23 protein-coding genes and 1 riboswitch are annotated in these 25,159 nt (G+C 70.5%); of the genes, 7 read left to right on the top strand and 16 right to left on the bottom strand.

What is annotated here, in order from left to right; genetic code table 11:
- Window positions 1-187 precede the first annotated feature (187 nt).
- Window positions 188-2,086 (top strand): ATP-dependent zinc metalloprotease FtsH, encoded by a 1,899-nt coding sequence (gene ftsH, locus GGQ91_RS20290; protein WP_182592723.1) that lies wholly within the window; start codon window positions 188-190, stop codon window positions 2,084-2,086.
- Window positions 2,087-2,754: 668 nt separating this feature from the next.
- Here ftsH and GGQ91_RS20285 read toward each other — a convergent pair.
- Window positions 2,755-3,156, bottom strand: coding sequence for an EF-hand domain-containing protein (locus GGQ91_RS20285; RefSeq protein WP_182592722.1), 402 nt, complete (start codon window positions 3,154-3,156; stop codon window positions 2,755-2,757).
- A gap of 940 nt (window positions 3,157-4,096) precedes the next feature.
- On the opposite strand from GGQ91_RS20285, the gene GGQ91_RS20280 reads away from it, so the two are divergent.
- Window positions 4,097-4,303, top strand: a complete 207-nt coding sequence (locus tag GGQ91_RS20280; protein ID WP_043353665.1) for a hypothetical protein — start codon at window positions 4,097-4,099, stop codon at window positions 4,301-4,303.
- A 90-nt stretch (window positions 4,304-4,393) separates the two neighbouring features.
- On the opposite strand, the gene GGQ91_RS20275 is transcribed toward GGQ91_RS20280, so the two are convergent.
- The 3 genes from GGQ91_RS20275 to GGQ91_RS20265 all read right to left on the bottom strand — a co-directional run bounded on the left by GGQ91_RS20275 (window position 4,394) and on the right by GGQ91_RS20265 (window position 6,170).
- On the bottom strand, window positions 4,394-5,089 hold the full coding sequence (locus GGQ91_RS20275) for a VIT1/CCC1 transporter family protein (RefSeq protein WP_043759436.1): 696 nt from the start codon (window positions 5,087-5,089) through the stop codon (window positions 4,394-4,396).
- Between the two features lie 311 nt (window positions 5,090-5,400).
- Window positions 5,401-5,652: a hypothetical protein gene (locus tag GGQ91_RS20270; RefSeq protein WP_043353668.1), complete on the bottom strand. Its 252-nt coding sequence runs from the start codon at window positions 5,650-5,652 to the stop codon at window positions 5,401-5,403.
- Between the two features lie 257 nt (window positions 5,653-5,909).
- The gene (locus GGQ91_RS20265; RefSeq protein WP_043353670.1) at window positions 5,910-6,170 is read right to left on the bottom strand and encodes a hypothetical protein; all 261 of its coding nucleotides are present in this window, start codon (window positions 6,168-6,170) and stop codon (window positions 5,910-5,912) included.
- Window positions 6,171-6,463: 293 nt separating this feature from the next.
- On the opposite strand from GGQ91_RS20265, the gene GGQ91_RS20260 reads away from it, so the two are divergent.
- Entirely contained in the window at window positions 6,464-6,715 is a 252-nt protein-coding gene (locus GGQ91_RS20260; RefSeq protein WP_043353672.1) for a hypothetical protein, read from the top strand.
- A 103-nt stretch (window positions 6,716-6,818) separates the two neighbouring features.
- Complete coding sequence (locus tag GGQ91_RS20255) at window positions 6,819-7,394, top strand: phospholipase A2 family protein (RefSeq protein ID WP_107059924.1); 576 nt, start codon at window positions 6,819-6,821, stop codon at window positions 7,392-7,394.
- Window positions 7,395-7,498: 104 nt separating this feature from the next.
- Here the strand turns inward: GGQ91_RS20255 and GGQ91_RS20250 are convergent, their stop codons facing one another.
- Window positions 7,499-7,954: a DsrE family protein gene (locus GGQ91_RS20250; protein WP_043353674.1), complete on the bottom strand. Its 456-nt coding sequence runs from the start codon at window positions 7,952-7,954 to the stop codon at window positions 7,499-7,501.
- A 128-nt stretch (window positions 7,955-8,082) separates the two neighbouring features.
- Here GGQ91_RS20250 and GGQ91_RS20245 point away from each other — a divergent pair, with 128 nt between their 5' ends.
- The gene (locus tag GGQ91_RS20245) at window positions 8,083-8,901 is read left to right on the top strand and encodes a hypothetical protein (protein ID WP_182592721.1); all 819 of its coding nucleotides are present in this window, start codon (window positions 8,083-8,085) and stop codon (window positions 8,899-8,901) included.
- Between the two features lie 161 nt (window positions 8,902-9,062).
- On the opposite strand, the gene GGQ91_RS20240 is transcribed toward GGQ91_RS20245, so the two are convergent.
- The 7 genes from GGQ91_RS20240 to GGQ91_RS20210 form a co-directional block, all read right to left on the bottom strand.
- On the bottom strand, window positions 9,063-12,236 hold the full coding sequence (locus tag GGQ91_RS20240) for an efflux RND transporter permease subunit (protein ID WP_182592720.1): 3,174 nt from the start codon (window positions 12,234-12,236) through the stop codon (window positions 9,063-9,065).
- Between the two features lie 147 nt (window positions 12,237-12,383).
- A complete protein-coding gene (locus tag GGQ91_RS20235; protein WP_075380944.1) occupies window positions 12,384-13,562 on the bottom strand; it encodes an efflux RND transporter periplasmic adaptor subunit in 1,179 nt (392 codons plus the stop codon).
- Between the two features lie 57 nt (window positions 13,563-13,619).
- Window positions 13,620-13,937: a hypothetical protein gene (locus tag GGQ91_RS20230; protein ID WP_236952735.1), complete on the bottom strand. Its 318-nt coding sequence runs from the start codon at window positions 13,935-13,937 to the stop codon at window positions 13,620-13,622.
- Between the two features lie 536 nt (window positions 13,938-14,473).
- Entirely contained in the window at window positions 14,474-15,643 is a 1,170-nt protein-coding gene (locus GGQ91_RS20225; protein ID WP_075380945.1) for an MFS transporter, read from the bottom strand.
- 7 nt (window positions 15,644-15,650) lie between these two features.
- Complete coding sequence (locus GGQ91_RS20220) at window positions 15,651-16,946, bottom strand: arsenic transporter (protein WP_043759444.1); 1,296 nt, start codon at window positions 16,944-16,946, stop codon at window positions 15,651-15,653.
- A gap of 34 nt (window positions 16,947-16,980) precedes the next feature.
- Window positions 16,981-17,418: an arsenate reductase (glutaredoxin) gene (gene arsC, locus GGQ91_RS20215; protein WP_043353683.1), complete on the bottom strand. Its 438-nt coding sequence runs from the start codon at window positions 17,416-17,418 to the stop codon at window positions 16,981-16,983.
- Window positions 17,411-17,770 carry an ArsR/SmtB family transcription factor gene (locus GGQ91_RS20210; RefSeq protein ID WP_043353685.1) on the bottom strand — a complete coding sequence of 120 codons (360 nt, stop codon included), beginning with the start codon at window positions 17,768-17,770 and terminating at the stop codon, window positions 17,411-17,413. The genes arsC and GGQ91_RS20210 overlap by 8 nt, the downstream gene beginning before the upstream one ends.
- A 50-nt stretch (window positions 17,771-17,820) precedes the next feature.
- Between GGQ91_RS20210 and arsH the strand changes: the two genes are divergently transcribed.
- Window positions 17,821-18,567, top strand: a complete 747-nt coding sequence (arsH, locus tag GGQ91_RS20205; RefSeq protein WP_182592719.1) for an arsenical resistance protein ArsH — start codon at window positions 17,821-17,823, stop codon at window positions 18,565-18,567.
- Between the two features lie 264 nt (window positions 18,568-18,831).
- A riboswitch (Fluoride riboswitch) is annotated at window positions 18,832-18,904 on the top strand.
- A 41-nt stretch (window positions 18,905-18,945) separates the two neighbouring features.
- Window positions 18,946-20,343: a voltage-gated chloride channel family protein gene (locus GGQ91_RS20200; RefSeq protein ID WP_182592718.1), complete on the top strand. Its 1,398-nt coding sequence runs from the start codon at window positions 18,946-18,948 to the stop codon at window positions 20,341-20,343.
- 323 nt (window positions 20,344-20,666) lie between these two features.
- Here the strand turns inward: GGQ91_RS20200 and GGQ91_RS20195 are convergent, their stop codons facing one another.
- The 4 genes from GGQ91_RS20195 to GGQ91_RS20180 form a co-directional block, all read right to left on the bottom strand.
- Window positions 20,667-22,358: a methyl-accepting chemotaxis protein gene (locus tag GGQ91_RS20195; RefSeq protein WP_043384017.1), complete on the bottom strand. Its 1,692-nt coding sequence runs from the start codon at window positions 22,356-22,358 to the stop codon at window positions 20,667-20,669.
- Window positions 22,359-22,497: 139 nt separating this feature from the next.
- The gene (locus tag GGQ91_RS20190) at window positions 22,498-23,475 is read right to left on the bottom strand and encodes a sigma-70 family RNA polymerase sigma factor (RefSeq protein ID WP_182592717.1); all 978 of its coding nucleotides are present in this window, start codon (window positions 23,473-23,475) and stop codon (window positions 22,498-22,500) included.
- Between the two features lie 61 nt (window positions 23,476-23,536).
- Complete coding sequence (locus GGQ91_RS20185) at window positions 23,537-23,953, bottom strand: cupin domain-containing protein (RefSeq protein WP_043384020.1); 417 nt, start codon at window positions 23,951-23,953, stop codon at window positions 23,537-23,539.
- A gap of 31 nt (window positions 23,954-23,984) precedes the next feature.
- Entirely contained in the window at window positions 23,985-24,734 is a 750-nt protein-coding gene (locus tag GGQ91_RS20180) for an SDR family oxidoreductase (protein WP_182592716.1), read from the bottom strand.
- Window positions 24,735-25,159 lie beyond the last annotated feature (425 nt).

The following is a 25,159-nucleotide window of genomic DNA, read 5'->3' as shown; positions in this document are numbered from 1 at the left end:
AGGTTCGCTGCGGCGTCATGCGGAGCCGCGTTCGACCGCGGCTCCGAACAGGCTGCGCGTTCAGCCCGCTCGACCGACGGATGTCGCCACCCCGCGCCGCGGTTGCAGACGGGCCGAGACATTTGAGCTGGCGCAAAGCGACGAGCGGCCGAACGGCGCACTTCCCGAGGCGACGTGGGAGGCGCTCATGGACCCGAGTCAGCGCAAGTTGAGCTGGGCGCTCTGGTCCGTGGCGGCGGCTTCCTTCGGCGTCCTGCTCGTCCACGATCTCTGGGTCGGCTTCAGCCAGACGGACGCGATCCCCTACAGTCAGTTCGAGCAATTGGTCGCCCAGGGAAAGATTGCCGAGGCGACCGTCGGCACCGACCGGATTGCGGCCACGCTGAAGGAGCCGGCGGACAACGGCCACCGGTACGTGGTGGCGACGCGCGTCGATCCAGCCCTCGCCGACAGGCTTTCGGCCAAGGGCGTGGTGGTCAAGGGAGCCCCATCCACGGGCTTCATGACGGGCCTCCTCTCCTGGATCCTGCCTGCCTTCGCCGTCTATTTTCTGTGGCGCGCCCTCTTCAGCCGCGTGTCCGGGCGGAGCGGCCTCGGCGGCCTCATGGCCATCGGCAAATCGAAGGCCAAGGTCTATGTCGAGACCGACACGAAGGTGACGTTCAAGGAAGTGGCCGGCGTCGACGAGGCCAAGGCCGAATTGCAGGAGACGGTCGCCTTCCTCAAGGATCCCAAGTCCTTCGGGCGGCTCGGGGCGCGGTCACCGAAGGGCATCCTGCTCGTCGGGCCGCCGGGCACCGGCAAGACGCTGCTCGCGCGCGCCGTCGCCGGCGAGGCCGGCGTGCCGTTCTTCTCGATCTCGGGGGCCGAATTCATCGAGATGTTCGTCGGCGTCGGCGCCGCCCGGGTACGAGACCTGTTCGAGCAGGCCCGCGAGGCCGCGCCTGCCATCATCTTCATCGACGAACTGGACTCCCTCGGCCGCAGCCGCAGCGGCACGCAGATCCTGGGGGGCCACGACGAGCGCGAGCAGACCGTCAACCAGCTCCTCGCGGAACTCGACGGGTTCGACCCGACCACCGGCGTGATCCTTCTCGCTGCGACGAACCGGCCGGAGGTCCTGGATCCGGCGCTCCTCCGGCCCGGCCGTTTCGACCGGCAGGTGCTCGTCGACCGCCCCGACCGGAAGGGCCGTGTCGAGATCCTGAAGGTGCATGTCGGCAAGGTCCGGCTCGCCGGGGAGCTCGACCTGGACGAGGTGGCGGGCATCACGCCCGGATTCACCGGCGCCGACCTCGCCAATCTCGTCAACGAGGCCGCCATCGTGGCGACCCGGCGCGGCGGCGCGGACGTCACCTATGCCGACTTCACGGCCGCCATGGAGCGGATCGTGGCCGGGCTTGAGAAGCGCAGCCGCGTGCTTGGGCCGGAGGAGCGCAGGCGCGTGGCGTTCCACGAGATGGGACACGCCCTCGTTGCCGCGAGCCTGCCGGGTGTCGATCCGGTCCTGAAGGTCTCGATCATCCCGCGCGGCGTCGGGGCGCTCGGCTACACGATCCAGCGTCCCACCGAGGACAGGTTCCTGATCACCGCGAGCGCGCTGCGGAACCGGATCGCGGTCCTGCTCGGCGGCCGTGCGGCCGAGGCGCTGGTCTTCGACGGGGATGTCTCGACCGGTGCCGCGGACGACCTGCAGCGCGCGACCCAGATCGCGCTGGAGATGGTGACCCGGCACGGAATGACGCCGGAGGTCGGCCAGCGCACCTATCTGCCACCCGCGAACCCGTTCCTGTCCGAGATCGGCAGCGACCGGCCGAACGCGTCCGACCTGACGGCTCGCGAGATCGACGTTGCCGGTCGGGACATCGTGGCGGGGGCATTCGAAACGGCGACAGAGATCCTGAGACGGCGGCGGCAGGATCTGGAGGGCGGGGCCGCGCTCCTCCTCGACGTGGAAACGGTGACGGCGGCGGAGTTTCCCGCGCTCAGGCCGGGCCTGGAACGAGGCCCGTCTCCCGAGCCCGAGCGGCGGCGCGCGCCGGTCGTCCGGCTGCCGGTCGATGCGAAGCAGGGCACCGACCGATGAAGCCGGCGGCCATCCGGGCCGACGGCGCAGCCGGCAGGACCGGAAGGCCGTCTGGGGCGGATCCTGGCCTTGGCGACCTGATCGTCCGTGAGGCGAACGCGCCTGGCCCGTTCCGGCTCTGGAACAGCCGCCGGCGTCCCCCCCGGGCCCGCGATCCTGGGCAGGTGCCGCGCACCGGTCAGCAGGGCCCGCAGCGCGTCGGGGGCGGCGGGCCACCCCGTCGCGACGAGGAAGCCGCCGACGACGGCCACCGGCACGATGAGGAGATGCTTGAGCATATCTGTGTCATGGGCGGCTTCCCACGCGCGCGTGGTCCCGCGCGTGGTCCCGGAGGCCCTGTTCGAGGCGGGGTCACCGGGACGGCGGATCGACCCGCCGGCCGGCGCGGCCAAGGCCGGGTGCCGGTCACACGGGTGGCGCCGGGCTCGCCGAACGGCGTGGCCATGGCGGCGGCGCCCCATCTGCGGTCGGCCTCCGATCCGCACCTCATCGCGCGCCCGCACCCCGACCCTTCGCCCGTGGAAGGCGCCGGGTGCGCCGGCACGCTCATGCCTCATGGGATCGCCGACCCGCCTCATCGCCGGCCCAAGGCCGGGCTGGGCGGAGGACGAGGTGGCGGCTGCGCGGGCTGGTCCCGCCCGGTCTCTGCGGCTTGCTGTGAGCGTCGACTACCGATCCGAGAAGAATTTCCGAAGCTCCTCGGAGGTCACCTTTCCATCCTTGTTGGCGTCGACCGCGTTGAAGAGACGCTTATGGATAGCCGTCACTTCGTCGAACGAGAGAGAACCGTCCCCGTCCGTATCCGCAATCGCGAACATCATCCGCATTCGGAGGCCGCCGGCCATCATCCCGTCCATCATGTGGTCCATCATGCCACACATGCCGCCATGGCCCAGCCCTCCCATGCCGCTCATCATGCCCCGCCCCATCATTCTGGGTCGATTGGGCGGGGAGGCTGGGTCCGGCGTGTTCTCCGGGCCCGTTGATGTCTGAGCACCTGCGCTGGACAGCGAGCCGGCCGCGAGGAGTGTGGTGAGGGCCGTCACCTGCACCAGTGTCGCCAGCGTCATGAAACCCTCCCCAGCGAGAGATGTCCCTCGTCACGCGCAATGTCGCCAGCGATGCGGTCGGCCGTGGGCGCAACCGAATTCAGGTTACCTGCCCCGAGGGGTCACACATTGATGTTGATCAACCGCTCAGGACCTCAGGATCGGCGTTCGATCTGAGGCATGCCATTCCGTCGGCATCTCCGAGTCCTGAGCGCCGGATGCGCCCCGGCCATCGAAGTCCCTCGCGGGGCCCGCTGGGGGTGTCACCGATACCCGGTTGGGGTGTGATGGCGAGACCGGCGGTGCAGGCGCGCATGACGGCACGCGTCGTGGCGGATGCGCCCGTCCTGGCGATCCGGCGCAGGGGCAGACCCGCTCCGCTGCTGCCGCTCCGCCCCCCGCGCTTCGACAAAGCGGCCGGGCGGCACGCGACGCTCGGCTCCCGCAGGCCCGGTGGAGTTCGAGAACCGGCCCGAACCCGCTGAGTGTGGTGTCCACCGTGCCGGCAGCAATCCGCGCCTTCGCAACGGACTCGGGAACAGCGGCTTGGCGTTGATCTGGCTCAACGACGCGAGGCTGACCTTGTATGCGAGTTCGACTTCGATCGGCCGGTCGCTGGAGCGCGAACAGGTAGGCTCATCATGACTGCGACCACCGCGGCACCCGCACGGCCTGAACCCGACACCGCCAGAGTCACCTCTGCCCAGCGCGAAGCCTCGGCGCGCGCCGTCGCGGTCGTCTCCGGTGCACGACCGACGCGGCGGCAGTTGCCCGGATGCCATGTGCCGCGACGTCATCGTCGCGTCGGACGTCGCTATTTGCCAGTATCCGTCTCAACAAACCGAAATGGATCAAGGCCCTGGCCATCGCCGCTTCCCTTGCCGACACGAGGGATTGCGCACGTTCAAGCGGTCCGCTCCGGGGGCAAGTCTCGGCTCGGCCGTCCAAGAGGGAGGGGTCCATGCAGAGCGGCAAGGAGTTTATCGACACCCTGAAACGTGAGCACGCCCGCCTCGGCCGGCTGGTCGACGTCATCGATAACGGTCGTTGGTGGACGACGGACACGCCGGGCCGCCCGGCAGTCGCCGATCTGGACAAGCAGGCGAAACTCCTGGTGAGCGTCATCGATGAGATTGACCGTGTTGTCGGGCAGATCGGCTCGCGCTGAGCCCGACGCTGCGTAACGTGCGCAACAGCAATGCCGCCCAGCGCTCCGTGATCCTTGGCTTGCGCCTCCGCCGTGTCTCCGGCCGAGCGGTCACACAACCTTGCCGACGAGATGCCCGATCCCCGCGGTGACCGCCATCGCCAGGGCCCCCCAGAACGCAACCCGCGCGGTCGCCCGCGGGATCGCTGCGCCGCCCACCTTCGCGCCCAACGCCCCGAGCACAGCGAGGAACGTCAGCGAAGCTGCGGACACCGAGACGACGAGATAGTCGGCCGGAGAGACCGCGGCCACGAGAAGGGGCATGGCCGCGCCTGCGGAGAACGTCGCCGCCGAGGTCAGCGCAGCCTGGATCGGGCGCGCCGTGGTGAACGTGGAGATGCCGAGTTCGTCCCTGGCATGGGCGCCGAGGGCGTCCCGCGCCATCAGCTGCTCCGCGACCTTCAGCGCGAGATCGTGGTCGAGGCCGCGCGAGACGTAGATCCCCGCAAGCTCCTCCCGCTCGGCCGCCGGGTCCTGTTCGAGCTCGCGCCGCTCGCGCGCGAGGTCGGCCCGCTCCGTATCGGATTGGGAGCTCACCGAGACGTACTCACCGGCCGCCATCGACATCGCGCCGGCGACGAGGCCCGCCGTACCGGCGACCAGGATATCGCTGGCGGCGGCGGCGGAGGCCGCCACGCCGACGATCAGACTAGCCGTGGATACGAGCCCATCGTTGGCGCCCAGCACCGCGGCACGCAACCAGCCGATGCGCTCGATCAGGTGGCTTTCCGCATGGCGCGCGCGCATCGGCGTCAGCCTTTCTCGGCGGGTGTGGATCTGCCGCTGCCGGGAAGTATGCGACGCAGGGCGCGCTCGTGCCAGAGGTGGCGATGCGCCGAGGCGGCTGTGGCGCGGGGAGGCCCGCTCGGGCCGGGCGTTTCCGCCGGGCCCGAGCCAGATGGAACGGCCGACCCCGCCGGCGCGAGGAGATCGGCAGGACCCGGGTCACACCCGGCGGGTCATCCCTCCAAAGCCCCCCTCCAAAGCCCCGACGGTTTCGGCTGCGCGCCTGTCCCGGCAGCGCCGGGCGTGCCCGCTCGGGCTGAGCGGCCGACGGCTCAGCCGCGCTTCGCCTGCTTGAAGCTCTGTATGGCCTCCCGACAGCCGGTGGAGAGCTTCGCCATGTTCTTCTCGAAGCAGGCCTGCGTTCCGGGACCATCCTCCGGGGTCAGGTCGCCGCAGAAGGTCGTGAAGTCGCCCATGCATTGCTGCTGGAACGCCGCCTTCTCGTCGGCGGACATCGGCGCGGCCCAGACGGAGGTTGCCGCGGTGGACAGAAACAGAACGGTCGTGACCAAACGTATCGGCATGGCGATGCCCCTTCGGCTCGATGAATCCGGTCGGTAAGTCGAATGGGTCGAAAGCGGTTGCACGCCGGCGGGCCCGTCGGCGTTGGCCCGGACAGCCGGCGCCGGACGGTGCCCCGGCGGGCGTTCCGGACGGGGCCCTCAGCGGATCTGTGGCCCGGCGCGGTGCAAGGGCGACGATGACCGCGCTGGAGATTCCGACCGCCCGCGGAACTGCGCCCCGACCGGCCGACAGGGCCGGAAGGGGCGCAGCAGGTGCGTCAGCGGTGGGTTCCGGTCGAACCGGTGCCGGACGTACCGGTGGCCGTGCCGCCGGTCCGCGTGGTCGAACCGGTCGATTCCATCCCGCCGGACTTCATCTCGTGTCCGGGAGCATAGCCGGATGCGCCGGGGCTCCCCGCCCGGCTTCCGCGGTCCTGCATCTCGTGGCCAGGCGCCTTGGACGAAGCCCCCTGCTCGGCGGCCATGGCGCTGCCGCCGAGAGCGAGAGTGGCGAGAATGATGATCGGGAAGCTTCGCATTGAGCGTCTCCTGTGTTGGAGCCCCTAAACGGCAGGGTGGCCGCGACCGTTCCAGAAAAATTCGATGTCTCGAAAGTATCGCCCGATGTTCGAAGACCGGAGATATCGCCGACCTTAATACTGAAGAAATTCTTTTAGGTTGTTCCTGCCGATCTGTCGCACGTCTGGCCGGCTCAAACGGCGCATCTCAGTCGTCGCATGAGCCCATGGTGCTGCGCGGCGCGTGGAACGGATTTGCCCCGAGCGCCGTATCTGAGCCGCACCGGGACCAATCCCGCTGCGAGGGAGGCTCCATGTTTCGCACGCCAACGTTGTTCCTGCTCGGCGCACTGACCTTGGCGGGAGGCGTTCTCGGGACCTCGTCCGCCGCCCTGGCCGATCCGCCCTGGGCCCGTGGGGAACGCGGCTTCCGCCCCGGCGGCCCGCCTGCATGGGCGCCCGCGCACGGGTATCGCCGCCATCGCGACATGGGCGGCTACGGCCGCAGGGATGCGCGCGTCTTCGAGGAGCGTCGCTACCGCGGGTACCGCGACGACCGCTACTAGATCCGTCGCGGGCATATCCTCGCCTCGCCGGCCCGGGCAGACCGCACCCCGCTTGGGCCGAGACACCTTGCGCGCGCCTGCGCCGTAGCCATCGGGACCGGTCATGACCCTCGTCCGTGCGATTGTCCTCGCGGTTGTCGTCCTGACCTCTCAGGGTGCGCTCGCGCAGGCGCCTGTGGCGCCTCCATCCGCCGAAGACGGGGAGCCTCGCCCCGGGCCGCCCCCGCCCCTTCCGGATGTCTCCGATCCGAACGGGCGGGCCGGCGGGGCGCTGAACGAGCCCGACGAACGGTCCGATATCCCGAAGACGCTCCGCTCGTCCGGATCCAAGGCCGGCGGCCCGGCCAACGACCTGAACCCGGGCGGCCGCGCCGAGGCGCCGGCCCCGCCCAAGGGCGAGCTTGGCCAAGTCATTGCCGGCAAGGAACTGTTTCACGGCAACTATTGCGGGAAGGGGCAGCGCGGCGAGGGGTTGCCGCCGACCGACGACCTGGACGCCGCATGCATGCGCCACGATGCCTGCTATGACACGGCCGGGTACAGTTCATGCGCCTGCGACGCGACGCTGAAACGGGAGGCCTCCATCGTCTCGGACAGCCCGAAGGTGACGCTGGAAGTCCGGCGCAGGGCCCTCAGCGTGATCGAGGCGACGGCCGCGATGGACTGCCGCGCCCCCTGATCCCGGTCGGTGGACCGGCTCCTCGGCCGGGACTTCGGAAGTCGCGCCCGTCCCGCACCGCCGCGGGACCGGCGGCGGCGCAGGCCGCGCGCCGGCAGATCACCCTACGGCCGCACATAGCTCCACCCCTGCTCCTGCCGCTCCATGATCTGCACGACGCCGGAGGGAACGATCGTCGCCTGCGGCAGCAGCGGGATCGGATGCCCCTCGGCCTTCTCCATGGCGGTCTTGGTGTTGTTGCAGGCCGAGAACTGGATCTTCGACGGGAAGCCGGACTCGGCGAAATGCGCGATCCGGTCGGCCACGGTGGATTTGTCGGCCCGATACATGGCGAGGCCCGGCCCGAAGGCGACGATGTCGATCTCCACCGCCTCGTTCTTGGCGCGGTAATGATCGACCACGTTGGTGGCGTTGTTGAGCGTCAGGTTCATCGTGGCCGGGTCGGCTGTGTCCACCTGGAACACGACGCGGTGCCCCCTGCCCGTCTCGGCGGCAGAGACCGGGGCGGCGGCGAGCCCGGCCAGCAGGAACAGGATCGGGCGTCGGGGGAGCTGTCGCATGGCTGATCTCCGGTCGGGGCCGGCGCCTGCCGGAGCCCGTGACTTTGGCCCAGGCCCGGCGCCCGTGATAGCGAAGCCGCGGCTCCGAAGTCGATCCGGATCGGCGGTGCGATGCCGGGGAAGCGGCCGTGGCAGCGATATGGGTAACAGCCCTGGTCCGGGCGCTGGCCTCGGGAACCGTCGTCGTGCTGGCCTCCGTGCTGGCGGAACTCCTCGGACCGGTCTGGGGCGCCCTCATCGTCAGCCTGCCGGTCTCGGCCGGGCCGGCCTACCTGTTCATGGCCTTGGAACACGATACCGACTTCGTCGCCGGGGCGGCCCTCAACGGCTTCGCCGCCAATGCGGCGACGGGCCTGTTCCTGACCGTCTACGCCCTGCGGGCCAGCGGCCGGGATCTGGGCTCGACCCTCGGTCCGGCGACGCTGGCATGGCTGGCGGTGGCCATCCCCGTATCCGCCGCGTCCTGGACGCCGCTGACGGCCCTCGGGCTCAACGCGCTCGTCTATGGCGCGGGGGCCGTCGCGACCCGGCAGGCGGTGCGAACCTCCCTCGTCCGGAGCGCGGTCGTCGCGCGGCCGCGACCGGTGGATCTCCTGGCCCGAGCGACGGCCGTGGCCCTGTTCGTGGCGGTTGTCCTGGCTGTCAGTTCGGCCCTGGGACCGGCGCGGACCGGGGTGGTCGCCGCCTTTCCGGTCACCCTGACGAGCACCTTCGTGATCCTGCATCGCCGGATCGGCGGGGGCGCGATGGCACGCTTGGCCAGCATTGCGATCCGGGGCGTCTTCGGCTTCGGCCTGGCGCTGCTCACGCTTCACCTGACGGTCCAGGCCCTCGGTGCCGCCGCCGCCCTGTGTGCCGCCCTCCTCGTCTCTTTGATCTACTCGGCCGGGCTTCTCATCCTGCAGCGCCGGCCCAGTCCGAAGGAGCCCGGCATCGTCACGCGGTGAAGCGGCGGGGCGTCCGATCCCGGGTGTCGCGGTACGCTCGACCGCCCTGCTGCGGGGGACGCGCCAGGAGCCGAAATCCTCGCGGCGGCGTCAGGCTGGACCCGCCACGCCGCCCCCCCGGGACCCGACGCAATCCGGGATGCGCGCCCTCCGTCACGGTGTCAGACCCTCTCGGGGGCCGAGGATGCGGTCCCGGTCGGCACAGGCTGCCGCCCCTGCGCGCGCCGCTCCTCGACGCGCTGCAGGATGACGTAGAAGCACGGCACGAACAGCACCGCCAGGCAGGTCGAGGCCAGCATCCCGCTGAACACCGTGATGCCGATCGACTTGCGCGCGGCGGCGCCGGCCCCGGAGGCGGTGACGAGGGGCAGGACGCCGAGGATGAAGGCGAACGAGGTCATCAGGATCGGGCGGAAGCGCAGCCGCGACGCCTCCACGGCCGCGGCCGCGATGTCGAGACCGGCCTGCCGCTTCTCGCGGGCGACCTCGACGATCAGGATGGCGTTCTTGCTCGCCAACGCGATCAGCAGGATCAGGCCGATCTGCGTGTAGAGGTTGTTGGCGACGCCGAGCAGCAGCAGCGCCCCGACCGTGCCCAGGAGCGCCAGCGGCACCCCGAGCAGGACCGCCAGCGGCAGGATCCAGCTCTCGTACTGGCCGGCCAGGACCAGGTAGACGAGGAGGATGGCGAGCCCGAACACGAGGTAGATCTGCGCGCCGACCGCCTTCTCCTGGTACGACATCGCCGTCCAGTCATAGCCCGTGCCCGGCGGCAGCACCTTGGCGGCGATCTGCTGCATCAGGTCCAGCGCCTGCCCGGAGCTGAAGCCCGGCGCCGCCCCGCCCACGATCGTGGCCGTCGGGTAGAGGTTGTAGAGGCTGATCAGGGACGGGCCCTGCACGGTCTTGATCTCCACGATGGTGCCGAGCGGCACCATCGCCCCGTTGCCGGCCCGCACCTTCAGGTTCTCGACGTCCTCGGGGCGGAGCCGGTAATCGGGCGCGGCCTGCACGTAGACCTGGAAGGTCCGGCCGAACTTGTTGAACTGCGTGACGTAGGACGACCCCACGTAGCTCGAGAGCGTCGAGAAGACCTGCCCGACCGTGACGCCGAGCGCCTCGGCCTTGATCCGGTCCACCGCGATCGCGATCTGCGGCACGCCGGCCCGGAACGAGGTGTTGAGCCTCCGCAAGCCCGATTGCGCGTTCCCGTCGGCGACGATCGTCCGGGCGAGGCTCTCCAGCAGGGGGTAATCGAAGTCGCCGTTGCGCAGCTCCACCTGCATGGTGAAGCCGCTGGCATTGCCGATGCCCTGGATCGGCGGCGGGATGAGCACGAAGGTCGCGGCGTCCTCGACGCCCTCCAGCATCGTGTTGAAGCGGTCGTAGAGGCTGCGCAGATCCTGGCCCTTCTCCCTGGCCCGGGCGTCCCAGTCCTTGAGGACGACGTAGGCGACACCGGCATTGGGCAGGGTGGCGTTGGAATCGAGGACCGAGATGCCGCTGATGGTGAGCACGTTGTCGACGCCGGCCGTCGCCTTCGCCTGCGCGCTGATGCGCTGCATCACCGCGTCGGTGCGCTCCTTCGAGGCCCCGTCGGGCAGCTGGGCCCCGATCAGCACGTAGCCCTGATCCTCCGTGGGCAGGAAGGCGGTGGGCAGGCGGGTCAATCCCCATCCCGCCAGGCCGATCAGCAGGAGCGCGAGGACGGCCATGAGGCCGCTGTGCCGGACCATGTGGGCGATCAGCCGGGCGTACCAGCCCTCGACGACCCCGTAGACGCGGTTGAAGCCGCGGTAGAACAGGTTCCGCTTCTCCGGCGGCACCGGCTTGCGCAACCACAGGGCGCATTGGGTCGGCTTCAGCGTGGCGGCGTTGATCGCGCTGATCAGCGCGGTGGCGGCGATCACCAGGGCGAACTGCTTGTAGAGCTGCCCGGTCAGGCCGGGGAGGAACGCGGCCGGCACGAAGACCGACATGAGCACCAGGGTGATGCCGATGATCGGGCCGAACAGCTCCTCCATCGCCTTCTCGGCCGCCGCCCGGGGCGAGAGGCCCTCGTCGATATGGTGGGCCACGCCCTCGACGATCACGATGGCGTCGTCCACCACGATGCCGATCGCCAGCACGATGGCGAACAAAGTCGAGAGGTTCACGCTGAAGCCCATCGCCGCCATGGCGGCGAAGGCGCCGATGATGGTCACCGGCACCGTCGTGGCCGGCACCAGCATGGCCCGCCAGTCCTGGACGAAGACCAGGATGACGATCAGGACCAGCACGGCGGCCTCGAACAGCGTCCTGTAGACTTCGTGGATCGAGGCCTGGACGAACGCGGTCGTGTCGAACGGGATGGCGTAGACGAGGCCCGGCGGGAAGGTCTTGGCGAGTTCGGCCATCCGGGTGCCGACGGCGTTCGCCACCGTGAGCGCGTTCGCCTCCGGCAGCTGGTAGATGCCGATGCCGGCGGCGGCCTGACCGTTCAGGGTGAAGGACTGGCTGTAGGTCTGCGCGCCGAGTTCGACCCGGCCGACGTCGCGCAGGCGGGTGATGCGGCCGCCGTCCTGCGCGTCCGCCTTGATGATGATGTTCTCGAAATCCGGGGCGTCGTTCAGCCGCCCGTTGATGTTGAGGGTGTACTGGAAATCCTGTCCGGTCGGCACCGGCGGCATCCCCAGGGCCCCGGCGGTGACCTCCTGGCTCTGCTGCTGCACGGTGTTGATGATGGCGTCGGGGGTGAGGCCCCGGGCCTGGAGCAGATCGGGGTCCAGCCAGATCCGCATCGCGTACTGGCCGGCGCCGAACACCGTGACGTTGCCGACGCCGGGGAGCCGGGCCAGCTCGTTCTGCACGTTGATCACGCCGTAATTCGACAGGAACAGGCTGTCGAACTTCCCGTCGGTGGCCGACAGCGTCACGAATTGCAGGATTGCGGTGGATTTCTTCTGGGTCGTGACGCCCTGGACCTGGACCGCCTGCGGCAGCGAGGACATCGCGATCGCGACGCGGTTCTGCACCAGAACCTGCGCCTGATCGCCGTCCGTCCCGATCGCGAAGGTGACCGTGAGGGTGTAGGTGCCGTCGCTCGCGCTGGTCGACTGCATGTAGAGCATGCCCTCGACGCCGTTGACCTGCTGCTCGATCGGCAGCGCCACCGTGTCGATCACCGTGCGGGCGCTCGCACCCGGATAGCGCGTGGTGACCTGGACCGTCGGCGGCACGACGTTGGGGTATTGCGACACGGGCAGGTTGAGGAGCGACACCGCGCCGACCAGCACCATGATCAGGGCCAGCACGTTGGCCAGGACCGGCCGCTCGATGAAGAAGCGCGAGATCATGCCGTTGGCCCTCGGTGCCGGCGTCTCAGGGGCGGTCCGCCGCATCGGCGGGCCGCGGATGGGCGGATGCCGGCCTCCGGTGACCGGGCGGATCGGTGCCCTGGACCATCGGTCTCGCGGGCTCGGCCAGGCGCACCGGCCGGTGTCTCACCGCTGAAGCGGCGCCGGGCCTGGAGAGGCCTCGGCCACCGCCGACTTCTGGGGTGCGACCTTGGCCCCGGGGATGGCTCGCTGGATGCCGTCCGTGACGACCCAGTCGCCGGGGGCGAGCCCCGCCTCGATCACCCGGTACCGCCCGTCCCGCGCCCCGAGCGTCACCACCCGTTGCGCGACCGTGTTGTCGGCCCCGACCGTGAGCACGTAGCTGCCCTGCTGGTTCGTCCCGATGGCGTCGTCGCGGACCAGCAGCGCCTTGTCGTCGCGGCCGACCGGGATCCGGACCCGCACGAACAGGCCCGGGAGGAGCGCGTGATCGCCGTTCTCGATGAGCGCCCGGGCCAGCAGGGTGCCGGTGGACGGATCGACCTGCGGCGCGAGGTAGTCGAGCCGGCCGGTATGCGGATAGCCGGTCTCGGTCTGCAGGCCGATCTCCACCGGTATCTTGGCCAGATCGCCCAGCGGCTGCTGCGTCGCGCGCAGGTGCTGCTTGACCAGCAGCACCTGCTGCTCGCTGACGTTGAAGTAGACGTAGAGCGGATCGATGCGGACGAGCTGCGCCAGCTTGGTCGGCCCGCTGATGCCGACGAGCGCCCCGACATCCGCCAGGTGGTTGGTGACCACGCCGTCGAAGGGCGCGGAGACCTGCGTGTAGCCGAGGTTGATGGTGGCGATGTCGAGGTTGGCCTGCGCCTCCATGACGGCGGCGCTGGCTTGGTCCTGCTTGGTCTTCGCGTCCTCGACCCGGGCCTGCGAGGCGAATTCCTGCCGCCCCAGCGTGGATTGGCGCTGATATTCGGACTGGGCGTTCGCCAGGGCGGCCTGCTGCGCCGCCAGGGCGCCCTGCGCCTGCTTGAGCTGCGCCTCGTAGGTGTTGCGCTGGATGGCGAAGAGCGGCGCGCCCGCCTTCACCACGGCGCCGTCCTTGTAGGTGATCGCCTCCAGAAAGCCCTGGACCCGCGCCTCGAGATCGACGGCCGCGAACGCCTTGGTGTTGCCGGTGAGTTCGAAGTAGCGCGTCACCGTGCGCACGACCGGCTGCGAGACCGAGACGCCGGGCGGCGGTGGCGGGACGTACTGGTTCGAATCGCGGCAACCGGCAGCGCATCCGGCGATGGCCGCGAGGGCGAGAAGACGGACGGATCCGGGAAGCTGCAGCACGATCGGCACGGCCGGCCCTCAACCTGAGATCGTTACGGATGGTCTTTGGCCTCGGTCCTGCCGCGGCTACTGACCATCCTCGGCCTTGGCTTCCCGGGCGAGGGTCAGGCATTCGAGCAGATCGACATAGCTGGGCAGGCCGTCGAGTTGCGCTTCCGCCGCGCAGCGTGTCCGGTCACCGGCCGGGTAGCTGGACCACTTTTTTTCGACCTCGGCCCGCGCCGACCCCTCATCCTCGAGGCAGAGCTTCTGCCGGCCGGCATCGAGGGTCATCTGCTGCGTCGCCGCCCGGCAGCTGCCGTGAACGTCGAAGACCGGCATCGTGTCCGAGACCGGCGTCGCCAACGCCAGCTCCATCAGCAGGGCAGGAACGGCAAACATCATGATCGACACACTCGCGCAGCGCGCCAACCGGACAACCCGGTCGATCCTGACTTTGGCGGCCCAACACAGATGCCCCGCCCTGCGACAATACAGGTTCGATGCGCAAACGGGCCCGATTCGGTCGCCTGTGCTCTATCGATAGCACATTTCGCAGCTGAGCCATGGCCTCAAAAATTGTTATCAACCAAGGCGGACTACCGAATCCCGCGATCCCCCGGCAGATCGGGCACACGATGTATTTACATCTTATTTAAACGTCCCACCCGATACGGGACAGCAACAGACCCAACGATACACCTGCATCACGGTATTTCGGCGCCCCCAGGATCGACGGCCCGCGAAGATTCACCTGTGAAAGACGGGCGCCGCCAAGGAGAGGGGATCGGCCGGTCTTGGACCCGGCGGAGTGGGACGATGGACCGAGCCGCGAACAGCCGAACATGCAGGGTTCGTCGCGGTCGCGCGATCCCCCCTCCCGTCGGCCGGCGGGACAGGGCCGGTGTCGCGATCCCCTGCCTGTCGGCTTGGCCGCCGTCTCACCGCTCCGCGCGGTGGAGATGCCACAGCGCGCCGACCAGCCCGAGATTGGCGAGGCTCAGGGCGAGCAAGAGCCACAACAGGGCCTCCGGGCTGGCCTGGGTCAGCACGAACGCGCCGGCCGGCGGGGCGAGCGCCTGCGCGACCAGCCCCGGCCGCGCCAGGCGGCCGACCACCAGCGGGTAGCGCACCGGACCGAACAGGGCCAAGGGCACCGTGCCCCGCGCGATCGAATAGATCCCGTTGCCGCCGCCGTAGAGCACCAGCCAGATCCCGACGCCCGGCAGCCCCAGGGCCAGCAGCACCAAACCCAGCGCCACCAGGCCCAGGGCGGCGGTGAGAGTCCACAGCGGGTGATGCCGCCCTTCGAACGACATCTCCACGATGCGGGCGCCGACCTGCGCCGGGCCGATCAGCGCCGCGTAGGACACGGCGGACGCCAGCGCCACGCCCCGCGCCTGCAGCAGCGTCAGCAGATGCACCGACACCAGCGCCATGATCGCGCCACCGAGGACCAGCACCCCGGCGAACAGCCGGAACGCCCGCCGCTCGGAGGCGGACAGAGGGCCGGTGCGCGCCGCGCGGTGCTCCGCCGCCGCCGCCGGCGGGTTCGGGATCAGCAGGAGCACCAGCGGCAGCGTGACCCCGAGGTGCAGGCCGGCATAGGCGAGGCAGGCGCCCCGCCAGCCGACCTGCGCGACCAGGAACGCCGAGAGCGGCCAGCACACGGTGCTGGCGAACCCGCCCCACAGGGTCAGGGTGGTGATCGCCGGCCGTGCCGCCGCCCCGTAGAGGCGCCCGAGGGTGGCGAAGGCCGGATCGTACAGGCCGCAGCCCATGCCGAGCCCCAGCAGAAGCCAGCCGGCCAGGTAGACCGGCAGGACCGGCGCGGCGGCCAGCGTGATCAGGCCGGCCGCCAGCAGCAGCGCCGCCAGCGCCAGAACCGGACGGCCGCCGTGGCGGTGGATCGCCGCCCCGACATGCGGCGCGGCGAACGCGGCAACGAGGAGCCCGAGGGACAGACCGCCGACCACCCAGGCCAGCGGCCAGCCGGTGCTCTCCGCCACCGGGCCGGCGAGCACGGCGGGCAGGTAGAACGAGGACCCCCAGGCGAGGATCTCGATCACGCCGAGGGCGGAGATCACCGGCCAGCGCCGCCCCCCGGACACGCGCGGCCTACCGGGTGCCGAGCAGCGGCAGCCAGGCCGCCAGCGCCAGCAGCGTGGCCAGCAGCACGGGCGGGGTGATGACCAGGCCGACCTTCATGTACTGGCCCCAGGTGATCCTCTGGCCCTTGCTGTCCAGGACATGCAGCCAGAGCAGGGTGGCGAGGCTGCCGATCGGCGTGAACTTCGGCCCGAGGTCGCAGCCGATCACGTTGGCGTAGACCATCAGCTCGCGGGTCAGCGGCGACAGGTCCGGCGCCCGCTCGATCGCGAGCGCCCCGATCAGCACGCTCGGCATGTTGTTCATCAGCGACGACAGGATCGCGGCGGCAAAGCCGGTGCCGATGGTGGCGGCCCACGGGCCGTGGCCGGCGAGCCAGACCAGGCCCTTCGCCAGCGCGTCGGTCAGGCCGGCGTTCCGGAGGCCGTAGACCACGAGGTACATGCCGAGGCTGAACAGCACGATCTGCCAGGGGGCGCCGGTCAGCACCTTGCGGATCGGGATGATCCCGCCCCGGTTGGCGAGCAGCAGGAGCACCGCCGCGCCGGCGCAGGTGACGGCCGACACCGGCACCCCGAACGGCGCGGTGACGAAGTAGGCGGCGAGCAGCACGCCGAGCAGCGGGAACGCCGCCCGGAAGACCAGCGGATCGCGGATCGCGTCGGCCGGGCGTTCGAGGGCATCGACCGGGTAGGCTTCCGGCACGTCGCGCCGGAAATAGGCCCACAGCACCAGCAGCGTCGCCGCCAGGGACACCAGGTTCACCGGCACCATCACGGCGGCGTACCGGCCGAAGGTCACGGCGAAGAAGTTGGCGGAGACGATGTTGACCAGGTTGGAGATCACCAGCGGCAGGGAGGTGCTGTCCGCCACGAACCCGCAGGCGACGATGAACGCCAGGGCCGCCGCCGGCTTGAAATCGAGCCGGAGCAGGATCGCCAGCACGATCGGCGTCAGCAGCAGCGCCGCGCCGTCGTTGGCGAACACCGCCGCGATGGCCGCGCCGAGGAGCACGACCAGCGGGAACAGCCGCCGGCCCCGGCCGCCGCCCCAGCGGGCGATGTGCAGGGCCGCCCAATGGAAGAACCCGGCCTCATCGAGCAGCAGGGAGAGGATGATGAGCGCCACGAAGGTGAACGTGGCGTCCCAGACGACATGCCAGACCACCGGAATGTCGCCCGGATGGATCACGCCCGCGGCGAGAGCGACCCCCGCGCCGGCCAGTGCGCTCCATCCGATCCCGAGGCCCCTGGGCTGCCAGATGACGAACACGAGGGTGGCAAGGAAAATGGCGAGCGCGAGCATCCGGGCGTTTTCGTCTTATGGATCGGTGTGAGGCTCAGGCCGTGGCGACGCGGCGGCCGTGCTCGTCCACGACCCGCTCACCGTCTTCCTTGACGAACTCGCCCTGCTGCACCGGCAGAAGATCGAGCACGGCTTCGGACGGTCGGCACAGGCGCACGCCCTTGGGCGTGACCACCAGCGGGCGGTTGAGGAGGATCGGGTGCGCCGCGATGGCGTCCAGGAGCTGCGCATCCGTCAGCGCGGGATCGCCGAGGTTCAGCTCCGCGAACGGCGTGCCGCTCTCCCGCAGCACCGCACGCACCGACAGACCGGCGCGGGCCAGGAGCTGCACCAGCAGCGCCCGCGCGGGCGGGGTTTTGAGGTACTCGATCACGTGCGGCTCGATGCCGGCGTTGCGGATCATCGCGAGGGTGTTGCGGGACGTGCCGCATTCGGGGTTGTGGTAGATCACGACGTCGAACGGCTCAGGCATGGGCGGTCTCTCCAAGGGCGGGGCAGCAGGGTGCCAGGGCGGCCATCGCCGGGGTGCAGACCTCCGGGCGGCCCTGGCAGCAATCTTTCATCAGGAAGGCGATCAGGCCGGACAGCGCCGGGTAGGCGGCGCTGTAGATGATCGAGCGGCCCGCGCGCCGCGAGGCGACCAGGCCCGCGTGGCTCAGTTCCTTGAGATGATGGGACACGGTGGCGGCGGAAACGCCCACCGCCTCGGCCAGCACGCCGGAGGCCAGCCCGTCCGGGCCGGCGGTCACGAGCACCCGCACCAGGCGCAGACGGTGCTCCTGGGCGAGGGCCGCGAAGGCGGCGAGGGCTTGCGGCTCGTCCATATTCGTTACAATCTTCAAATCACTCTTTGAACGTACAAGAAAGCTGAACCTTGGACAAGCCGCGCCAGCCTTTCACCGATGGCCTGCCGAACCTGAGCGCCGCGCATTTCGTGGTGCCGACCCGCGCGCGCCTGGAGGCGGTCAAGCCGCTCACCCACGCCCCCCGGTTCCTGATCCTCTACGGCTCCCTGCGGGTGCGCTCGTTCAGCCGCTTCCTCGCCTACGAGGCCGCCCGGCTCCTGGAAGCCATGGGCGGCGAGGTGCGGATCTACGACGCGCACGGCCTGCCCCTGCCCGACGACACGACCGCCGATCATCCGAAGGTGCAGGAGCTGCGCGACCTCTCGATCTGGTCCGAGGGCCAAGTGTGGGTGTCGCCGGAGCGGCACGGCACGCTGACCGGCGTGATGAAAAGCCAGATCGACTGGCTGCCGCTCTCCGAAGGCAGCGTGCGGCCGACCCAGGGGCGCACCCTGGCCGTGATGCAGGTGTCCGGCGGCTCGCAGAGCTTCAACGCCGTGAACAGCCTGCGGATTCTCGGCCGCTGGATGCGGATGATCACGATCCCGAACCAGTCGTCGGTCCCGATGGCCTACAAGGAGTTCGACGAGGCCGGCCGGATGAAGCCGGGGCCGCTCTACGAGCGCGTCGTGGACGTGTGCGAGGAGCTGATGAAGTTCACGCTGCTGACCCGGGAGCGGGCCGACGACCTCGTCGACCGCTACAGCGAGCGGAAGGAGCGCGCGCCGGAGCGGCTGAGCGCCGTGGCCGCCGACATCGGCTTTGTGAAGCGCTGAGACACCCCGCCGCCGATGCGACCGTCCACGCGGGCGCCGTCGTGATCGCGGCGGCGACCGGCCGCCCGTGGGGCAGGTCTGTGCGGGACCAGGGTCCCAGCGCCCCGAGGGCCGACCGGATCCGCTGTCGCCGCGTCCACCCTCGGGGGAGCGACGGGTTCGCCCCCCCGGACGCCGCAGGCCTGCACGAAGGGCCTTGACGAAGGGCCTTGACGAAGGGCCTTGACGAAGGGCCTTGACGCGGTTCGGAGGGGTCCCGTATCTCTCGAGGACGGCAATGGTGTCTGCCGGGCCATCAAGGCCGAACCGCCGTCAGGCTGATGACTCCTACTTCTTGCGATCCCGCAAAGTCTTGCGGCGTCGCATCAAGGGGATGTCATGCGCGCAACCTTCCGAAATCTGTTCACACGCTTCAACGTAGCGGCCTTTGTCCGCACGCGGCACGATCATGCCGTCTCGGTCGCGCGCTGGATCCTGGTTCTGCTGCCCATGGCCGCCGCCGTGGGCTCCCTGTGCGCGGCCTTCCTCTGGAGCCTCGATGCGGCCACCCGGGCGCGCTTCGCCTATCCCGGGCTGCTGTTTCTCCTGCCGCTCGGCGGCTTGGCTATCGGGCTGCTCTACCATCGCTTCGGCCAGTCCGTGGAGGGCGGCAACAACCTCATCGTCGAGCAGATCCATGTGCCCGGGGGCGGCGTGCCCCTGCGCATGGCGCCGCTGATCTTCCTCGGCACGGTGGTCACGCATCTGTTCGGCGGATCGGCGGGCCGCGAAGGCACGGCCGTCCAACTGGGCGGCAGCCTCGCAAGCGCCTTCGGCAAGGCGGTCCGCCTGGATGCGCCGAGCTTCCGGATCATGCTGATGGCCGGGATCGCCGCGGGGTTCGGCGCCGTCTTCGGTACGCCACTGGCCGGCGCGGTCTTCGCGCTCGAGGTCCTCGCTGTCGGACGCGTCGAATATGCGGCCCTCGTGCCCTGCCTCGTCGCGGCCGTGGTCGGCGACTGGACCTGTCAGCTGTGGGGCATCGAACACGGGGTCTTCCGTATCGACGACCACGCCGGAGCCGTCGGCACGCACATGGTCGAGCCGCTGCTCCTGGCCAAGGTCGCGGTGGCAGGCGTGGCCTTCGGACTGGCCGGCTTGGTGTTCGCCGAGGCGAACCACATGCTCGGCGGATGGTGCAAGCGGGTCATCGCCTTCGCGCCCCTCCGCCCCGTGGCGGGCGGCCTCGCGGTGATCGCCCTGGTCTACCTCTGTGGCACGCGGGATTACCTGGGACTGGGCGTCTGGTCGGCGGATCCGCACGGGCTGACCATCGCCCGCTTCTTCGGTCCGGAGGTGCATCCCTGGAGCTGGGCGCTCAAGATGCTGTTCACGGTCGTCACCCTGAGCGCCGGGTTCAAGGGCGGCGAGGTCACGCCGCTGTTCTTCATCGGCGCGGCCCTCGGCAACGCGCTGGCCGGGGTGCTGGGGGTGCCGGTGGATCTCCTGGCCGGCCTCGGGTTCGTCGCCGTGTTTGCCGGAGCGGCCAACACGCCGCTGGCCTGCACGCTGATGGGTATCGAGCTGTTCGGCGCCACGCACGGCGTCTACATCGCGACCGCCTGCTTCCTGGCCTACCTGTGCTCCGGGCACAGCGGCATCTACCTGTCCCAGCGCATCGCCGTCCCGAAGGTTTCCGTGGGCACCCTGCCGCCGGACGCCACCCTGCGCCATGCACGCACGCACCGCGCGGCCCGGCTGACCGCGCCGGCCCCCGTGTCGGCCCCCGACAGATAGGTGCGCCCCAGGGCTTCGACGCGCCCGGTCGTCCCGGCCGGGATCGGGACGGTGCGCGCATCTCAATGACGTGCGCCGACAGGGCTCGACCACGCCAAGCCCGTTCCCTGGGGGGCTCCAGGCCCCTCTGCGGGGAACGGGTCGTGCAGGTGAAGGCCGACGGCCTGCTCAAGGCCGTCGGCCGAGGACGCCCCGGTCTCAATGGGCGCCACACGCCCCCCGCAATCCGCGCCCTGCCCCCGCACCGCCGTCGGGCCGGCCCGCAAGCGGCGGAGCCGGCCCGCGCCGCGAGGGCGGACCGGGAGGATCCGGCCAGAGACTCGTCAGGCGGCGCGGACGGTTGCGAGGAAGCGGGCGACCTCGGCACCGAGATGCTCGGACTGGCGCGAGAGTTCGGAGGCGGAGGCGAGCACCTGGCTGGCCGCGGCGCCGGTCTCCTCGGAGGCCTGCGCGACGCCCGCGATGGTGCCGGTCACCGCGGTGGTGCCGGTCGAGGCCTGCGCCACGTTGCGCACGATCTCCTGCGTCGCCGCCCCCTGCTGCTCCACCGCCGCGGCGATCGAGGTCGCCACGCCGTCGATCTCCCGGATCCGCCCGGTGATCCCGCCGATCGCCGTCACGGCCTGCCCGGTCACCTCCTGCACCGCGCCGATCTGCCGGGCGATCTCCTCGGTCGCCTTGGCGGTCTGCTCGGCCAGCGCCTTCACCTCGGCAGCCACCACCGCAAAGCCCCGCCCCGCGGCGCCGGCCCGCGCCGCCTCGATCGTGGCGTTGAGCGCCAGCAGGTTGGTCTGCCCGGCGATCCCGGAGATCATCCCGACCATGTCGCCGATCCGGGCGGCGGTCTGGCTGAGCGCCTGGACCAGGGCGGCGGTCTGGTCGGCCTCGCCCACCGCCGATTGCGCGAGCCGGGCCGAGCCGGTGACCTGCCGGCCGATCTCCTGCACCGACGAGCCCAGCTCCTCCGCGGCGGCCGCCACGGTCTGGACGTTGGCGGCGGCCTCTTCCGCGGCGGCCGCCACGGTGGTGGATTGCGAGGCCGTCTCCTGGGCGGTGGCGGTCATCTGCCGGGCGGTGGCCTGCAGCTCCGTGGCCGAGGACGAGACCATGCCGACGACGCCGCCGACCGCCCGCTCGAACCCGTCGGCGAGTTCGATCATGGTGCGCCGGCGCGCCTGGGCCGCGGCCGCGTCGGCCAGCCGCTTGACCTCGGCCTCCTCGGCGGCCTTGCGGGCGACCAGGGCCTTGATCCCCTCCACCGCCCGGCCGACCGCGCCGATCTCGTCGCCCCGGCCAGCCTCCCGGATCTCCGCCTCGATCTCCCCTTGCGCCATGCGTCGCAGGACGACGACCAATCTGCCGAGCGGGCGCGTGATGCCGACGATCGTCACGAGGGCGGCCGCAGCTAGCCCGACCAGCAAGCCGAGCGCGCTGAACGACACCAGGGAGATGCGGGTGGCGTTGGTCTGCTCGGTCAGTTCGGCCGAGCCCTTCTCCATCGCGCCATCGATGTCGTTCCCGAGCTTCGAACTGCCCTGCACCATGGCGACGAAGGTCGGGTCGATCGTACGATGGACCAGCGCGAGGGCCTCGGCGTTCCGGCCCGCCAGGCAGAGCTGGCGAACCTCGGAGACCTGCTGGACGAACTGATGGATACGGGCCGCCTGCTCGTCGATGCGCGCGCCAAAATCCGGCGCGAGTCGGCGCAGGTCGGCCAGAGCCTTTGTCAGGGTGGGGATGGCGTCGTCGAATCCAGTGTTGGCCACCTTCATCTGAGCTTCGTCTGTCTCAGCGAGGATGCGATACACCCAGTAATTCATCTCGAAGACGCTGCGATTCAGGCGACGCGCCGTTGCAACCGCCTTCGCATCGCGATCGATGAAAGAACTGTAGGCCTTATCGATCTGGCCGATCCGCGCCTGCGCAAACCAAATACAGCCACCGATCACTCCACCGATAAGCACGATGACCGCTGACAGCTTTGTCAATATTTTAGCGTTGGAGAGCAAGGACATGGTTCCACCTGTGTGCATCAGGCGAAACGTCAACGAACACGATTAAATTTCGGTTCAAGTTTCCGTGATGCGGAGAGAGCCAGCGCGATTCCGGGGGCCTCGGGGCCGGGCGGATGCGCGGCCGCTCTCGGCGATGCGGTCAAGGAACCGCCCCTCCCGGGCGCCGCTCCCCGGATCCGCGCGGTTGCGGCTCCGCATGCGGCCCGGTGCCGGCTGCGCCCGCCACAGGCGGCAGGACCTGACGGAGCACATGGCGGAGCTTGTCGGGGTTGCGGGTGATGTAGAGGGCGGTGATCCGACCGTTCTCGATGGCGAGCGCGGTCGTCTGGAGGAGATCGCCGCGTTCCCGGCTGATGTATCCCGGCAATCCGTCGATCCAGACCGGCGCGACCAGCGCGGCCCGCTCGGGCCCCCATTTGCGCCGGACGCCCGCGAAGAGACGGAGCAGGCGCTCCGACCCGACGATGGGGTTGGGAAAGGCCAGGACCTTGCCGCCGCCGTCCGAGCAGAGCACCACGTCCTCCGCGAGCAGCGTGCGCAGGGTCGCGATGTCCCCGCTGGCGGAGGCCGCGAAGAAGGCGTGGGCGATCCGCTCGCCCTCCTCCCGCGCCACGGGAAAGCGCGGCCGTGCGGACTGCACGTTCCGGCGGGCGCGCACCGCGAGCTGACGCACGGCGGCCGCCTCCCGATCAAGCGTGTCCGCCACCTCGCCGAGCGGGATGCCGAACACGTCGTGGAGCAGGAAGGCTGCGCGCTCGAGGGGCGAGAGGCGTTCCAGCGCCATCATCAGCGTCAGCGTGAGATCGTCCTCGTCCACGCCGTCCTCCCCCGTCTCGACCAGGGGCTCCGGCAGCCAGGCGCCGACATAGGTCTCCCGGCGGGCGCGGGCCGACTTCATCTGGTCGAGGCAGAGCCGGGTCACGATGCGGGCCAGAAACGGATACGGGGCCGCGACCGCGCCCCGATCCGCCGCGATCCAGCGCAGCCACGTGTCCTGCACCATGTCCTCGGCCTCGCTGCGGGAGCCGAGCATGCGGTAGGCGATGCGCAGGAGGCGCGGACGATGGGCCTCGAAGGTGGCGGTCGCCGCGTCGGTCTGCGTGTCGGTCGGCGGCATGGGATCTGTCTGCGGAGCGATGGCGAGACCCGGGGATCCTCGCACGCGGCCGGAGGGAGTGTCACCGCCGGTCCGGCACGGTCAGGTCGCGGTCGTCCGTGTCGACGACGAACACCGCGAGAAGGCGGGACGGCTCCGTGGCGCTGGCATTGGCGCTCACGGCGTGGTGGTCGCCCGGCTGCTCCACGAAGCTCTCGCCGACCCGGAAGATCTGCTCAGGCCCGTCGTTGATGCGGCTGCGGATCGCGCCCTCGATCACCGTCGCGGTGATGAAGGCGGAGCGCGCATGCCTGTGGGCGGGGGAGGACCCGCCCGGCCCGTACGCGACGAGGACGCCGCGCAGACTCTTGCCGGGGATGCCCGGCAGGGGGTGGTCGAAGATCGTCGTGACGCGGGCCTCGCCGGCCCGCAGCTCCGCCGCCCCGACCGGGAGCGCGAAGCCGGCCAGGCAAGCGGAGAGGATGAGTGCTTTGACCATGGGGGTTCGTCCAGCGTGGTGAGGGAGGCCGTCAGACGGTCGCGAGCCAGGTCGCGAAGCGCGTGGATCCGAGGCGCGCCGCGGCAGCGTCCTCGGGAACGAGCGAGCCCTTCTCCAGCGCGGCGCCGAAATACCGTGCGCCGCGGTCGGCCGACACCGCCCGGCGGTCGCCGGCGGCGGCGGCGCATCGGGCGACGAAGTCGCGGAAGGGCAGCCTGTCCGGTCCGGCGATCTCGATCGTCCGGCTGCGGGGCTCGTGGACGGCGACCTCCGCCAGCGCGGCCGCGACGTCGGCGGCGGCGATGGGCTGGAAATCGGCGTCGGGGACGACGATGCGATCGCCCACGACCGACGCCGCGGTGATCGTGGCGACGAACTCGAAGAACTGGGTTGCACGAACGATCGTGTAGGGCAGGCCGGACGCCACGATCAGCCGCTCCTGCGCGACCTTCGCCCGGAAGTATCCGTTCCCGTCCAGGCGATCCGTGCCGACGATCGAGAGGGCGACATGGTGCGTCACGCCGGCCCGACGCGCGGCGGCCAGGAGGTTGCGGCTCGACCGCTCGAAGAAATCGAGCACCGCCGCATCCTCGAAGGACGGTGCGTTCGCGACGTCGACCACGACCTCGGCGCCGACGAGAACCTCGGCGAGCCCCTCACCCGTCAGGGCGTCGACGCCCGTCCGCGGGGAGGCGGCGACGGCTTCGTGTCCCCTGCGGCCGAGTTCGGCGGTCAACTGCCTGCCGATCAACCCGCTCCCGCCGATCACAACCATCTTCATGACGCGCGTCTCCTGCGTGAACCGGGCGGCGCGGCGGGGTGCCGCTGAGGCGCTCGTTCGACGTCAAGACGAGGGGACGACGCGGGATGTGACATGCCGTCGGAGAAAAAGGCGATGCCGCCGCGTGGGACGCCGTCCATGGCCACGACCGGACGCCAGCCCCCCTCCGGGCTGAGCGTCACGGGGTCGATCCGGGCCTCCCCCATCAAGCCGACCCGGAGGGCGTTCCAGCGGACAGTCCTGGCCAGACCCGGCCAGTCCCGTGACGGTCTCGCCGACCGTGTCGGCGCCGGCACCGATGCGTCCGCGGGCGACCGGATGGCCTCCGACGCCCTTCGCCGTCGCGGCGACGTCCGCGCCTCCGACCAAACCGCCGATCCGCACAGGGTCCCGATTGAAGGCGTCCGCGCCAACGTCGCGTGCGG

This window comes from Methylobacterium fujisawaense (assembly GCF_014138435.1).
In the GTDB taxonomy this organism is placed as follows: Bacteria; Pseudomonadota; Alphaproteobacteria; order Rhizobiales; family Beijerinckiaceae; genus Methylobacterium; species Methylobacterium fujisawaense.
The sequence above is the reverse complement of the archived record's forward strand: the minus strand, read 5'-3'. Positions and strand labels throughout refer to the sequence as shown.